The organism is Saprospiraceae bacterium (genome assembly GCA_026129545.1).
Lineage (GTDB): Bacteria > Bacteroidota > Bacteroidia > Chitinophagales > Saprospiraceae > M3007.
The window spans coordinates 2,041,702-2,056,127 of the sequence record JAHCHX010000001.1; the positions used below are offsets into that span (position 1 = coordinate 2,041,702).

12 protein-coding genes are annotated in these 14,426 nt (G+C 54.3%); 8 read left to right on the forward strand and 4 right to left on the reverse strand.

The window, feature by feature from the left end; genetic code table 11:
- Positions 1–65 precede the first annotated feature (65 nt).
- Together KIS77_07890 and KIS77_07895 are read left to right on the forward strand one after the other, a co-directional pair.
- Positions 66–836 carry a hypothetical protein gene (locus KIS77_07890; protein MCW5922247.1) on the forward strand — a complete coding sequence of 257 codons (771 nt, stop codon included), beginning with the start codon at positions 66–68 and terminating at the stop codon, positions 834–836.
- Positions 837–929: 93 nt separating this feature from the next.
- Positions 930–1,655: a hypothetical protein gene (locus KIS77_07895; protein ID MCW5922248.1), complete on the forward strand. Its 726-nt coding sequence runs from the start codon at positions 930–932 to the stop codon at positions 1,653–1,655.
- 208 nt (positions 1,656–1,863) lie between these two features.
- Here KIS77_07895 and KIS77_07900 read toward each other — a convergent pair whose 3' ends face one another.
- Positions 1,864–2,877, reverse strand: a complete 1,014-nt coding sequence (locus KIS77_07900; protein MCW5922249.1) for a hypothetical protein — start codon at positions 2,875–2,877, stop codon at positions 1,864–1,866.
- 350 nt (positions 2,878–3,227) lie between these two features.
- Here KIS77_07900 and KIS77_07905 point away from each other — a divergent pair, with 350 nt between their 5' ends.
- Both KIS77_07905 and KIS77_07910 read left to right on the forward strand, forming a co-directional pair.
- A complete protein-coding gene (locus tag KIS77_07905; GenBank protein MCW5922250.1) occupies positions 3,228–4,367 on the forward strand; it encodes a pyridoxal phosphate-dependent aminotransferase in 1,140 nt (379 codons plus the stop codon).
- Positions 4,368–4,538: 171 nt separating this feature from the next.
- Positions 4,539–5,723 (forward strand): glycosyl hydrolase 53 family protein, encoded by a 1,185-nt coding sequence (locus KIS77_07910; GenBank protein MCW5922251.1) that lies wholly within the window; start codon positions 4,539–4,541, stop codon positions 5,721–5,723.
- 242 nt (positions 5,724–5,965) lie between these two features.
- On the opposite strand, the gene KIS77_07915 is transcribed toward KIS77_07910, so the two are convergent.
- On the reverse strand, positions 5,966–7,525 hold the full coding sequence (locus KIS77_07915; protein MCW5922252.1) for a response regulator transcription factor: 1,560 nt from the start codon (positions 7,523–7,525) through the stop codon (positions 5,966–5,968).
- A 182-nt stretch (positions 7,526–7,707) separates the two neighbouring features.
- On the opposite strand from KIS77_07915, the gene KIS77_07920 reads away from it, so the two are divergent.
- Positions 7,708–8,802, forward strand: a complete 1,095-nt coding sequence (locus KIS77_07920; GenBank protein ID MCW5922253.1) for an ABC transporter permease subunit — start codon at positions 7,708–7,710, stop codon at positions 8,800–8,802.
- Between the two features lie 3 nt (positions 8,803–8,805).
- Here the strand turns inward: KIS77_07920 and KIS77_07925 are convergent, their stop codons facing one another.
- Positions 8,806–9,348 (reverse strand): exonuclease domain-containing protein, encoded by a 543-nt coding sequence (locus tag KIS77_07925; GenBank protein MCW5922254.1) that lies wholly within the window; start codon positions 9,346–9,348, stop codon positions 8,806–8,808.
- A gap of 183 nt (positions 9,349–9,531) precedes the next feature.
- Here KIS77_07925 and KIS77_07930 point away from each other — a divergent pair, with 183 nt between their 5' ends.
- The 3 genes from KIS77_07930 to KIS77_07940 all read left to right on the forward strand — a co-directional run bounded on the left by KIS77_07930 (position 9,532) and on the right by KIS77_07940 (position 13,783).
- Positions 9,532–10,773 (forward strand): glycosyltransferase family 4 protein, encoded by a 1,242-nt coding sequence (locus KIS77_07930; protein ID MCW5922255.1) that lies wholly within the window; start codon positions 9,532–9,534, stop codon positions 10,771–10,773.
- Positions 10,774–10,845: 72 nt separating this feature from the next.
- Positions 10,846–12,012, forward strand: coding sequence for a ribonuclease D (locus tag KIS77_07935; GenBank protein MCW5922256.1), 1,167 nt, complete (start codon positions 10,846–10,848; stop codon positions 12,010–12,012).
- Positions 12,013–12,061: 49 nt separating this feature from the next.
- Positions 12,062–13,783 (forward strand): ABC transporter ATP-binding protein, encoded by a 1,722-nt coding sequence (locus KIS77_07940; GenBank protein MCW5922257.1) that lies wholly within the window; start codon positions 12,062–12,064, stop codon positions 13,781–13,783.
- Here KIS77_07940 and KIS77_07945 read toward each other — a convergent pair.
- Entirely contained in the window at positions 13,770–14,342 is a 573-nt protein-coding gene (locus KIS77_07945; GenBank protein MCW5922258.1) for a threonylcarbamoyl-AMP synthase, read from the reverse strand. The genes KIS77_07940 and KIS77_07945 overlap by 14 nt on opposite strands.
- Positions 14,343–14,426 lie beyond the last annotated feature (84 nt).

Genomic DNA, 14,426 nt, shown 5'->3' on the forward strand with positions numbered 1-14,426 from the left:
GTGGTTTTTCTTTCTATTTTTCGCACATCCAAGAATTATTCAGCAGGCACAAACCGATAATCGCAATGGCCAAGGCCGTTTTTACTCCTCTCCTCTTTGTACTCTTCGTCCAGATGCTGGCAGCGCAGCAAGACACGCTGCATCCGGTCTGCAAGTTGCTCAATCTCAACGACAACTGGGATTTTGGCGCTGGCGCACGATTCAGTTTTTTGGATTTTGAGGACATGAATCGAGCCTTGGACGCAGCCGAATTGCCCGGCCTCGAATCACCCGTTTCGTGCCTCGACCTGATGCTGCGCACTTCCTTCTCGTGGCGCTATTTGGTGATGGAATCCGGTGTCAAATACGCTTTTGGCTCGTCGAACAGGAACAATCTGGGAAATCGTCATTCCGTGACATTTCGCGACTACGCCTTGCAATCTCGCCTGATGTTCGACATCTTCCGCCGCAACCGCATGAGCAAAATCCTACCTTTCGCTGGCCTGAGCGTCAGCTATCAAGTGTTGCGCACCCGCTCGTCGGAATCCTTCGACGCGGGCCCATCGAGTACCGATGCATTGAACAGTCTCAATCGCCGCTTCACCTACATTCCGTTCTCGTTTGAGACGGGGGTCAGCTTTGAGCAAGGTTTTAAGGTGTTTGGGAAAAACCTGTTTGTCGGTTTCCGTTCTGGGTATGCTTTTCGATTTTTCCAGACAGAATGGACGCTGGAAAAAAACGAGCAAGTGAATTTGCCCAAGCCTGCCGCCAGCGCACCTTTTGTGGCGATGATATTGCGCGTCAAATCCATCCCAGCAAGGCCCTGCCTCGAACAGCGTAATCCCGCTGGTTTCTGAAAAAAATCACTCGGGGAATAGCCTCTTTTTTCAAACTATCTTTTCGCGTGAGAGTTAATACTTAATCATCTCTCACCTTAAAAATAGCGCAACATGAAACACTGGCTTTTTCTTTTCATATTGATATTCGCGTTCGAACCACACAGCGTTTTTGCCAACAACAGCGACAGCCCGGAGACCCTCGAATGGGTGCGCCGCACTGCAAGCAAAATCGAAAAAACGCTCAACGATGCCATCAACACCAATGATTGGGCCTACCTGCTGACTAAACTGATGCAAATGAACGAGGAGTTTGAGTCTGTGGCTTTTGCCGGGCTATATTGCCACGAAGCCCGCAGTGCCGCCGAGCTGGGCCGCTACTATTGCAACTGGCTCAATTCCTTCACAGAGGGGAACGACTTGAATTCCGTCATCGTGCGCGCCACGGAAGCACGCCTACAAGCTCGCCGTATGGCCAACGCCGCCGCTGTCTGCTTGCTCGAACAAGACAAAGACACACCATCCACCTCCTTCAAGCCTTCCGATATTTTGCAGTCCAACTCATCCGTCGTTCGGCTCGACCTGACGGATGGGCTGGCCTCCAAAGACTTTCACATTCTCGCGCAGAAATTGGAACACGCAGAGCGCGTGCTACGCGACACGGAGGTGCTTTCCAAAGGACTTTTAGGCTGTGAAAGAGTGACGGAGGCGGCGCTTATCTGCCTTGAACACACCCGCAATGCGTTGTTGAGCAGGGAATGGCAATCGGTTTCCGACAATATCGCGTTGGCTTTGGCGCAAGTGGAGGCGATGAAAGATTCTGCCGCAGGTTGCAACTGACGATATTTCACACGCCCATCTTGCCAGCTTTGTAGGTCAACTCTAGCGATTGGTGGCGCCAAAAAGGACACGCAAACGGTCTTTGGTGCCGGTTGCCGATGTTTTCCTTCACTTGTGTTTTCAGCGCAACAAGTCTAATGATGAAGTGAAAAAAAGCGCCTGTCTTCTTGCGAGGGCAGGCGCTTTTTTTCGGAGCATTCAAGTGGCCTCACAGATTCAGCAAAAAGCCAATCGTGAAATTGGCATCCCAGTCGAACACGAACTGTTTGCAGCCCGTCGCGTCGGCGATGGCTTGATAGATGTTGAGACCCGATTTTTGCTTGGCACCATCTGGCGTATAGTCGGCAGGGGCTTTCAACAGCGTATATCGCTCCTTGCCGTTGCGCACTTGCTTGGCCAGCTCATAAGGCACCCCGCCGATGATGAAACAAGTGCCGCGCAAATTGGAAGGAACTTGGCTCGCCTTGTTTTTCACATCTTGATACGCGGTAGCATCGCTTAGGTTGTCCTGATAGTACTTGGCGCCATACGATTCGAGCGCGCCATTGGGCAGCCACGATATTTTGGTGTTGCCAGAGCCAATATCCACTACGAACGCCTTGCTTTGGAAAGCTGCGGGCAAAGCTGCTCGCAGGGCGAGCTTTGCTTCTTGTTGTGGGGTAACTTCATTGACGAAATAGCCCATTCCTTTGAGGGCGGCGCTGATTTTTTGCGTCACGGGTTCTTTGGTTGCCCCCGAGCTGATGACGAAGTGGATGTCGCGTGCGCCCACCCCAAAACTCACCATGTCAGCGATGAAGCGTTTTAGGCCGCTTTTGATATCCTCATCGGTGGCAAGGTTTTCCTTGACGAGGCTCACGCCAAACTCTGCCTTTTCCAATTTCCAGTTTTTCTTGTCGTCAACCCTGATAATGAAGGAATTGAAACCCGTGGCACCCAACTCGACCACGCCTTTCAGCTTGCCTCCTGACGGCATGGGCGCTGTGTAACTGAAAGGAGTAGGGGTGAAAGTGTTGCCGGGTTTGCCCCAAGAGGAGCTCGAGCCGGTCGGGGCACCTGAACTGGCAGGTGGCGCGGAAGTGGCGGGTTGCTCGGTAGTCGAAGAGCCAACATCGGAGCCGCCAAGCCCGAGGTCGGGAAAGAAGTGGCGCACGCCGAAGAAGATGCCTGCCACGATGGCGAGCGTAATCAGCAATCGGGAAAAAGTGGTCAATCGTGCCATGGTATGGATTTCTCTTGTTTTGGTGAAAATTGAATGTTTCGATTTGTTAGTGCCCTAAAAAGGCGCTACAAAATTGGAACAAAACCGGAAAACAGCGGCAAGAATTTTCGAGTAGCACGACGAACCGACGGACGAAAGGAAAATCCATATATCAAAAGCAACGCATGGCTCAAAACTAACAAAGGCCTTTTCTCTCTACCTTCGCACTCGTTTCTAAACCGACTAACTCGCTGGGTGCCTGCCCTTCACCTGTCAATCATGTAAACATTGTCCGATAAATGACTGCCACAACGCAACAAAGCATTCTCTCTGACCGCGTCCTCCACCTCGCCGAATCCGAAACCCTCAAAATGGCCCGCATGGCACGCGAGCTCCGCGCACTCGGCCACGATGTCATCAGCCTCAGCCTCGGCGAGCCTGATTTCGACACCCCAGACCATATCAAGGAAGCAGCCTACCAAGCCCTCAAAGACGGCTACACCAAATACACGCCCGTCGCGGGTTTGCCAGAACTGACGAAGGCCATCAGCGAAAAATTCAAGCGTGACAACGACTTGGACTACCGCCCCGAACAAATCGTGGTGAGCAACGGTGCCAAACAAACGGTCTATAACCTCTGCCAAGCCCTGCTCAACCCCGGCGACGAGGTGGTGGTGCTGGCACCCTACTGGGTCTCCTACTGGGAAATCGTGAAACTTTCCGGTGGCGTGCCAGTGCCCGTTTACGCAGGCGTGGAGCGCGATTTCAAACCCACGCCGCAGCAGATTGCGGATGCCATCACCGAGCGCACCAAGTTTGTGCTGTTCTCCTCGCCCTGCAACCCCACCGGCACGGTGTTCGACCGCGACGAGCTGCAGGCCTACGCGGATGCCATCGCGCCGCACAAGCACGTCCTCATCGTGAGCGACGAGATTTACGAATATATCAACTTCACCCACGAACACGTCAGCATCGGCTCTTTTCCCAACGTGAAAGACCGCACCGTCACCATCAATGGTTTTGCCAAAGGGTTCGCCATGACGGGCTGGCGACTTGGCTACATGGGCGCGCCAAAATACCTCGCCGATGCATGCTCCAAAATACAGGGGCAGGTGACGAGCGGCGCTTCGTCGTTTGGCCAAAAAGCGGGCGCAGTCGCGCTCATGAGCGACCTCGCGCCTACCGAGACCATGCGCGAGGCATTCCGCGAGCGCCGCGACATCGTGATTTCGATGCTCGAAGAAATACCCGGCATCAAGACCAACCACCCCGACGGCGCTTTTTATATTTTCCCAGACATCAGTGCCTTTTTTGGAAAAACGGATGGCCACACCACGATTCGCAACGCCGACGACTTCTGCGATTATGTGATGTCCAACGCCTACGTCGGCCTCGTATCTGGCACGGCATTCGGCGACCCCAACTGCTTCCGGCTGAGCTACGCCGCCTCAGAGGCACAGCTGCGCGAGGCCATCAAACGGATGAAAAATGTGTTGGGAAGGCTGCGATAGGCGCTGCGTTCATCTCGCCATTTCTCGCTCCGGCCGACAGTTTTTTGAGTTTTTTGGACAAAATTTATTCGATTTTGAAAACAAAATCAACCCAGTAAACCTTGTCAATCCTTTCAATGAAAAATCACCTGTCAGTGAGTAAAAGACAGAAGCACACAAACACTTTGCTCAATGAAATTCAGACTCGCTTGCCTTCTGCTGCTCACCCCGCTTTTCCTTTTTTCAAACTGCAAAAAGCAATCAAGCCTCACAGATATTGACCCACCCGCTCAGGACACGACCAGCAAAAACTTTTTCTTTGGCGCAGACCTGTCATACGTCAACGAAATGGAGGACTGCGGCGTGGTTTACAAGGAAAACGGCACTGCCAAAGACCCTTACCGCATTTTTGCCGACAACAATTGCAACCTCGTCCGGCTGAGACTTTGGCACACTCCCTCTTGGCACGACACGCTGAACGCGGGCAAACGCTACTCCGATTTTCAGGATGTGAAAAAGAGCATCCGGCGTGCCAAAGACCTCGGTATGGCCGTGTTGCTCGATTTCCACCTTTCCGATACTTGGGCCGACCCCAGCCGCCAGTTGGTGCCAAAAGCATGGGAACCCGTGGTGGACAACTTGCCCGTGCTGAAAGACTCGCTCTTCAACTACATCTCACAGACACTCCTACAACTGAACGCCGAGGGACTGCTGCCCGAAATGGTGCAAATCGGCAACGAAACCAACCGGGGCATCCTGCTTTCGCCGCAGGTCAACAACGCAGGATGGTCGTTGGATTGGAGCAGAAACAGCCAATTGTTCAACACCGCCATTAGCGCCGTGCGCAGCGTGGAACAAACCGTCGGCAAAAAGGTAAAAGTGGCGCTGCACGTCGCTGCTCCAGCAGAGGCAAAATGGCTCACGGAAGGTTTTTGGAATGCCGGAGTGAGGGATTTCGACTTGATTGGCTTGTCCTATTATTGGGCTTGGCACAAACCCACGACCATCACAGAGGCTGGCAGCGTCGTAGCGGAGTTGCGTCAAAAATACCCCGGCAAGGACGTGATGATTTTTGAAACGGGCTACATCTGGACCACTCAATCGAACGACGCGGCGAACAATATCATCAGCGAGGTGCATCCCAACTATTCGCCCGCCAGCCCTGCCAACCAGCAAAAATGGCTTGTGGATTTGACCAAAGAAGTCATGAAACGCGGCGGAATCGGTGTCATTTATTGGGAGCCTGCGTGGGTTTCCTCGCCCTGCTGGACCCAATGGGGGCAAGGCTCGCATCAGGAACATGCCACGTTTTTTGATTTCCAAAACAATGTGCTGCCAACGGGAGGAATGTACTGGATGACTCAAAAATACGATTGATGCGAATTAGGGATTGAGATACACTTCGTGTCACCTGTTTTTGGGCATGGCCAAAAGCGCAATCTGCTCAAAATCGGGGAGAGCAAACATGGCCATCCGACAAATCCCATCGAATCAAGGTATAAAATGCTGAAAACGGGCGCTGCTCGGGGGGCGATTTGAGGTCGCCGCCAGAAAAATGCTTGAGCATCTGACGCAAAAAAAAGTTCAACGCTTGACTTGCACGAGCGAGGTATTCCGCTTCAATAGAGCCGATTTTGCGGCGGCGGCACATAGAGCAACAAGGTGTTCTCTCCAAAATACTCTTTAAAGGCGAGCGCAAAAGTGCCCGGACTTGTGAACCCCACCAACTCGGCAATGGCCTGAGGGTTGCCCGCCCGTTTTTCCAACAATACTTTGGCTTTTTCCAATCGCATCTCACGGATGAACTGCACGGGTTCTTTGCCCGTCAGCACCTTCAGTTTCTTGGCAAAATGCGCCTTGGTCATCTGCAACTTACGCGCAATGTCGTCGGCCATGAAATCGGGAGCGGCGAGATTGTGCTCAATCATCTGCACCGAACGCAGCAAGAAGGGGTCTTCGATGGGGATGCGGTTTTCGGTGAAATAAAGCTGCATGAAGCGGTTGAACTGCTCGTGCTTCACCTTGCGAGCATCGAGCAGGCGCTGCACGGAAGCATCGAACTCATTGTCAATGACCGGGCGGGTGAACCACACATCCGCGCCAGCCCGCAAGGCGTCGAGCTTGCCTTCGTTGCCAAATTTATCGGTCAAAAGCACCACCGGGATGTGGTTGGTGCGTTCGGAGAGTTTGATTTGCCGCGCGATTTCGATGCCCGTGCGACCATTGAGTACCGCGTCGCATACGATTAGGTCGGGCAGGAGGTCGTTGGCCATTTGTAGTCCTTCATTGGGCGACGCGGCCGTTTCTATTTGAAAACGGTCGGATAAAAGCGACTTCATATAAAGCACCACTTGGCGGTTAGGCTCTATCAGCAGCGCCACTTGCTCGGGCTTCGGGCCTTGATAAAGTTGGTATGGGTCGGGGGGTGGAGGGACGGCCACGGCGGTTTGGGCGGCCTCCACTGCCTGTGCGATGGCCTGCTCCTCTGCTTCGCGGCGAAGATTGGTGCGCATCATGTCCCACTCCAATTCTTTTCGCTCCAAGTGCTTGCGCCAACGGTCGGTGTTGAGATAGTAAGCCACCAGCAAGGCGACAAACATCAAAGCCACAATGCCGGCCCAGAGCATCCCCTTGCTTCGCTCGATGTGGAAGTAGTCGTTGTATTCGAGCATCTCTTGCTCGCGCACGCGCGAGATGGAGTCGAGTTTGACCTTGATATTGTTGTGTTCTGCCCGACGCTGACGCGCCGCGATGGTGTCTTGCGCGATGGTAAGAAGCTTATGGCAAGTCAGGGCTTGGTCGGGCAAATCCCATCTGCGGTATTCTGCCACCAGCTTATCTAACAGCGCGACCTTTGTTTCGTAGTTAGGGTCTTTGCGGGCATCCAGTTCGGCATCGGCGAGCAGACGAGTGGCGCTGCGCTCGTCACTATTGGCCTTGTAAACATTGGAAATCAAAACGAGTGCCGTCGGCGATATGGCCAAGCGGTTGCGTCGCAAAAAATCACGGTAGCCTTCGGCTTCTATTTGCGCCTGTTCGTAGTTGCCCGCCTGCAACAACTGCGTGAGCAAGGTAAAGCGTGTGCTGAGCGTGTCTGCCACAAGGTCGTTTTGGGCGGACAAAGGCCCGACCGCCAAGAGCAGCAGCAACAAAAGACCGATTTGGGTGGACTGGCGCATAAAGTCAGATTCGTTCTCGGAGGGGGGTGAATGGATGGCAAACCTACATGAAAACTCGTGTTCTCACAAAACGGTTCGGAAATTCAACAACTTTGCGATGCCCAAAATGACGGAATGACGACCGCGCTTGTATTTTTACCGCTGGTTTAAGAAGAAAATAACTTTCCATCTTAATATCTTTTATGTTCAATCTTCAAGGACAACTCTCACGCACCCAAAGCCTTACCCTCGGCATCGCTGGCGCGGCATTGCTCATCGGGCTGTGGTGGCTGCTCGCCGAAATGCTCGCCGTGCCCGCGCTCGACTATCGCGCCCCCAATCTTGACGACCCTTCCCTCCAAAACCTCAACCGCGACTCGCTGCTCTTGGCCGACAGCATCCAATTCGCCAATGCCAAGCAAGTAGGCAAAATCTATAAAATACTGCCCACACCGCTTCACGTCCTCCAAGCATACCCGAAACTCACCCATGAAGACGCGCTCGCCAAGCACACTTTTCACTCCATTTGGCTCAATCTCAATGGCTATTTCTGGGCCATCGTCCTTTCTTTGCTCATCGGCGGCCTCATTGGGTTCATCCCGCTGTTCAATGGCTTGTTCTCCAAACCCGTGGATGCCTTGCGCTATTTGCCCATATCGGCACTGACGGGCTTGTTCATGTTGTGGTTTGGTCTTGGCGATGGCATGAAAGTCGCTTTTCTGGCCTTTGGCATTTTGGTCTATATGATTCCGGTGATAGTGCAGCGCATCCGCGAGACGGAGAACGTGCATTTGCAAACAACCCATACCCTCGGCGCCACTGGCTGGCAGACCATGCGCTCCGTCTATATCCCCTCCGTTTTTTCAAAATTCACCGAAGACCTGCGCGTGCTCACCGCCATCTCTTGGACTTACATCATCATCGCCGAAATACTCAACAACACGGGCGGCCTCGGCTCGCTCATCTACTGGCTGGCACGCCGCGACAAGACCGACAAAGTGTTTGCCGTGTTGTTGCTCATCATCCTCATTGGCATCCTGCAAGACCGACTGTTCGTCTATCTCGACAAGCGCCTCTTTCCATACAAGCATTACAAGACCAAGGCCGAAGGACTAAGGGAAGTGCAGACGGGGATTTACATCGTGCTCGGCGCTTTCGCGCTGGCGGTGCTGCTGCCTTTGTTCATCAATTTTCCTGCCGGAATGTTGTTTCAAGGGGCGGGTTTGGTGATTTTGGCCGCAATTGGCCTCATTTTGATGGGGGAAATGAAGTTGTGGAAGAGCCTGCAAAGCGCTTGATTGTCACAGGCTCCAGCTCCCCAAATACTTCAAAAACAGTTTGGTCAGGTTCTCCGCGTCCGAGATGCCGCGGTGGTGTTGCCCCGTGAACAGGATGCCCTCGCCTTCCACCGCTTTGCGCAGGCCGATGCCGCGCCGCATCCGTTTCATATGCTTATACTGTTCTTTCAAGTTGGCGTGGCGCTCCGTCCACTCCGCGTCTATGCGATGAAGGCGGCAGTCGTGGGCAAACATCCGTCGGTCGAAGTTGCCCCAAGAACACAGTACATAGTCCTCCTCCTCGATGCGCCCCCAATCCAAAAACTCTTGAATCACCTCCGGGAAAGGTCGCGCACGATTCACGTCAACCTGTTCGATACCAGTCAGTTGGCGACAGAATTGGGACAACACGGGATGCACCTTCGGACGGACAAAGCGATTGAACTTGCCGCGCACCTCCCCATAAGGATTGATTCGGAACGCCCCGATTTCAATGATTTCCTGCACATAGCCCGGCGGTGGGTTTTCCCAACAAGTGGCTTCAAGGTCATACACGATGTAGTTCATGTTTATCTGAATTGAGGGCAGAAGTACGAGACTTGTTGCGGTGGAGGCCTTTGGCGAAGGGAAAGCCCTCCACCGCAACAAGTCCATTTGTTCGGGATTCGGACAGCGTTTTCGTTGATTCGGATGAACCAACAAAAAAGCATGACTTTTGGGGCGAAATAAAGACTATTTTTTGTGCAAACAATGTCTCTGGTTCCAACCCCTCCAAACATCCTGCTCCTCAACACATATACGCAAGGCGGAGCGGGCGTGGCTTGCCGAAGGCTGCAAACAGCGTTGCAGGCCTCCGGCATCACCGCTAATCTATTGACAGCCAGCGATGTCGGCCGTCGTTGGCCCTTCTATGCCGAACGGCTTTCTTTCGTCCCGTTCGAACGCGACCCATCGGTGCGGTTTGCGTTTTCCTTGGCCAATTTTGGGAAAAACCTCTCGCGACACCCGTTGGTGCGTCAAGCCGACGTGCTGCACCTGCACTGGGTGAATCAGGGATTGCTGTCGCTGAAAAACATTCATCAATTGGCCCAACTGGGCAAGCCCATCGTCTGGACGCTGCACGATATGTGGGCATTCACGGGCGGCTGTCATTACAGCAGGGGATGCGAACGTTTCAAACAAACGTGTGGCCAATGCCCTTTTTTGAAACATCCCGCGCCCAACGATTTGTCGAACCGCGTGTGGCATCGCAAAAAGGCTTTGTTTCCCAAAAACATCCATTTCGTCACTTGCAGCGAATGGCTGGCGGAAGTGGCGCGTTCGAGCAGGCTGCTGAAAGACTACCCGGTGACGGCCATCCCCAACCCGATTGACACGGCAGTTTTCAAACCCTCCACGGCAGCACAAAGGCAGACGTTCCGCACAGAGCGTGGCATCTCGCCCGACGCACACGTCTTGCTCTTTGCCGCCATGAAAATCAGCGAAGAGCGCAAAGGCTTCCGGTTTCTCCTCGAAGCCTTGCAAACGCTCAAAGCACAATGCCCGGATATTAGGCTGGAAATACTGGTGTTGGGCAAATCCGAGACAGAGACTTTGGCGGCCCTCCCCTACCCCGTCCATTCGTTGGGCTTGGTGAGCGAACAGGCAAAATTGGTGCAGGCCTATGGCGCAGCGGACGTGTTCGCCATACCGTCGCTGGAAGACAATCTGCCCAACACGGTGATGGAATCGCTGGCCTGCGGCACCCCGGTCGCCGGATTTGCCACTGGCGGCATCCCAGAAATGGTGGGGCATTTGAAAGAAGGGTTCGTCGCGCCACAAGGCGACAGCCAAGCCTTGGCAACAGGGCTTGTCGAAATTTTGGCAGGCAAGTCGCCCTTGGCAGCTTACCGGGAGGCCGCACGGCGAAAAGTGGAGCTCGAATACACCCACGAAGCGGTGGCGAAGCGATATTTGAAAATATATGCCAGCGCTATCCCCAACAACCAATAACCCAAATTTTGGGGCAAGGAACGCGAACGGACGGAAAATCAAAAACCTTGAAACCTTATTTACCTTTACCCGATGAATTACCGCGTACACTTCCTCGAAAGACAGCACGACTTCGAGCGCGTCATGGATGCCTTGGCGGGAGCCGAATGGATTGGGTTCGACACCGAATTTGTCGGCGAAAAAACCTACATACCCGTGCTGTGCCTCATCCAAGTCGTCGCCGAAAACGACATCTATCTCATTGATACCCTCCGCATCCACGACCTCCGAAAATTTCTCGACATCGTGACCGACCCAACGGTGCTGAAAATCACCCACGCAGGCGATAACGACTACCGGCTGCTCAACACCCTCTACGGCACGGTGCCACAAAACACCTTCGACACTCAAATCGCTGCCGGGTTTGTAGGCTACAACTATCCCGCGGGCTTTGCCAAAATCGTGGAGCGCGAGCTCCGCGTCGCCCTCGCCAAAAGCCACACCGTCACCGACTGGGCCGCTCGCCCGCTCGATGCCAAAGCGATTGACTACGCGGTAGAGGACGTCAAATACCTGCCCGCCCTGCACGAACGGCTCACCCGAAAACTTGCCCGCCACCAGCGCGAACCCTGGGCACGCGAAGAAAACCGCAAATGGGAAACCCCCGATTGCTACACCGTTGACCCCAATAAGGAACTGCTCTCCAACGATTTCGTGCACCAGCTAAACCTCCAAGAACAAGTGTTCCTCATGCGGATCTACCGTTGGCGCTTGGAACGAGCGATGGAACTGAACATCCCCAAAGAGCAGGTGCTCCAAAGCCGTTTTGTCAGCACCGTGCTACGCGCCACCAAAGACGGCCCCAACGCCTTCCGCGCCAACCGCACCTTGCCGGAAAACGTGTGGAAAAAAAACCTGGAGGCTTGGCAAGAACTCTGGCGCAGAAAACCCAACGACGAGGAAAAGGAATTTCTGAACGGGCTGCCCAAGCCCGTTCCCGAAGACCCCGAACGCGAATGGACAATGGAACTCCTCTACCATTTTGTAAAAAAACAATGCCTCGAGCATGAAATCAGCGCCGCGCTCCTGCTCCCCAAAGGCGACTTTAACCGCCTCAAAGCAGGCAGCGACGACTTCGACCAATCGCTATTGACAGGCTGGCGAGCGGCACTGCTTGGCCGCGAACTGGTGGAATGGCTCGTGAAGGGCGAAAAAATCGAGGTGGAATGGAGCGAGGGCTTTTGCAAATTGACCATGTAACGCCAACCTCCGATTGGCGACACTTTCTACCAAAACCAACCAAAGGCTGGTGCTACCTATGCTCGAAATCAAGGACTTAACCATCGAATTCCCTTCCACCAACCGCACGGTGCGAGCGGTGAGCAGCCTTTCCCTTCGATTGAACAAAGGCGAGACGCTCGGCATCGTCGGCGAGTCTGGTTCGGGAAAATCGGTCACGGCGCTCTCGGTCATGCGGCTCTTGCCAGCGACGGGCAAAATCGCGTCGGGCGAAATCCTTTATCAATCCAGCACCCAACCATCGGAATCCAAAACAAACCTGCTCGCCCTTCCGCCTTCCGAGCTTCCAAAGTTCAGGGGTGCCGAAATCGCCATGATTTTCCAAGAACCGATGACCTCGCTCAATCCCGTGTTCAGATGCGGCGAGCAAGTGACGGAGTCCATTCGGCTACACCAAAAAGTCAGCACTCGGGAGGCCGAGGAACGCGCCATGCAGTGGCTTGAGCGTGTTCGCCTGCCCGACACCAAGCGCATTTTCCAATCTTTTCCCCACCAGCTCAGCGGTGGGCAAAAGCAACGGGTGATGATTGCGATGGCCATGTCGTGCCAGCCTAGCATCCTGCTTGCCGACGAGCCTACCACAGCGCTCGACGTAACGGTGCAAAAAGCCATTCTCGAATTGATGCGCGAACTGAAGGAAGAACACCGCCTTTCTATGCTGTTCATCAGCCACGACTTGGGTGTCGTCGCGGAAATCTGCGACCGAGTAGCGGTCATGTCGCAAGGCAACATCGTGGAAGAAGGCCCAGTAAAACAAGTGCTCACGTCTCCGGCGCATCCCTACACCAAAGGACTGGTTGCTTGTCGTCCTTCGCTGCACCGCCAATTGCACCGAATGCCCACCATTTCGGATTTTTTTGAAAAAAAACACCATGAGGCGCGGGTCGTGTCGGCCTCCGACACCGCCGCCCGCCGCGCGGCGCTGTACGCGCAAGAGCCTTTGTTGAAAATAAAAAACCTGCTCGTCCGCTACCCCGCCAGCAAGAATTGGCGCGGCGAACCCAACACATGGCTCCATGCGGTGGACGACGTGAGCTTCGACGTGTTTCCGGGTGAGACATTTGGCCTTGCCGGAGAGTCGGGATGTGGCAAAACAACGCTTGGCAAGGCGCTGGCCCGGCTGACCGATGCCCACGCCGGCTCCGTCGCTTGGAACAACACCGACCTGCTTGCACTCGCTCCCGAAGCCTTCCAGCCATATCGCCGCGAGATACAAGTCGTGTTCCAAGACCCTTACGCTTCGCTGAACCCGCGCCTGACCGTCGGCGAGGCCATCGTGGAGCCGATGCGGGTGCATCGGTTGCATCAAGACGAAAAGACACGCCGCGAAAAGGCGATGGCATTGCTGGAAACCGTCGGGCTACAAGCCGAGCATTTCGGGCGCTACCCACGCGAGTTCTCCGGAGGCCAGCGGCAGCGCGTGTGTGTGGCAAGGGCGCTGGCAGTGGAACCCAAAGTGCTGGTGTGCGATGAGATAGTGTCGTCGCTCGACGTGTCGGTGCAAGCCACCGTGTTGAACCTGCTGCTGGATTTGCGGGAGCAACTCGGCCTCACCTACTTGTTTATTTCGCACGACCTCAGCGTGGTGAAGCAAATGTGCGACCGTCTGCTGGTGATGCGGGCGGGGAAAACGGAAGCTCTGGGTTTTCCCGAAGATATTTATGAAAGGCCGGAAAGCGCATATTTGCGACAACTCATAGCGGCGTTCCCGCAATCGTTCATTCGCGAATAAATTCCAGTTCGTGATGCCTGTCCAACTTTGCGATGGCTGAAGGCTCGCCCGGCTCTTTGTCGTCTTGCCTGTATTTGACCACATAATCCACCCCGCCGAGGATTTCACTGCTGATGCCGCCGAAAGTAGGCGGATACGGCTCCCCACTCACATTCGCGGAAGTGCTCACGAGCGGCTTGCCAAAAGCAGCGATAAGCTCCTGACAGAACTCGTCCTGCGCGACCCGAATAGCCACAGAGCCATCAGGTGCTTTGACGACATCGGGCAACCCAACACAACGCTCATATATCATGGTAAGCGGGCGCTGGTGATAAGACAAGAGCGTTTCCAAACGCGGATGTATCTTTGGCACATATTGTTTCAGCATCTCAACGCTCGACACGAGCAGCACATAGCCCTTGTCGGGCGCACGCCCTTTGAGTTCGGAGACGCGGGCCACGGCGGCCTCGTTGGTGGCATCACAGCCAATACCCCAGATGGTATCGGTCGGGTAGCAGATGATTTTACCGCCTTCGAGCAGGCGTGCAATTTCTGAAATGTCGTCGCGTAGCAGGAACATTGCCAACAATAGGCTTTTTTGAAACGTTAGTGACTGTATTTTTGGGAAGGCAAAAGTCTGATTTTTTCGACATCAAAACGGGTT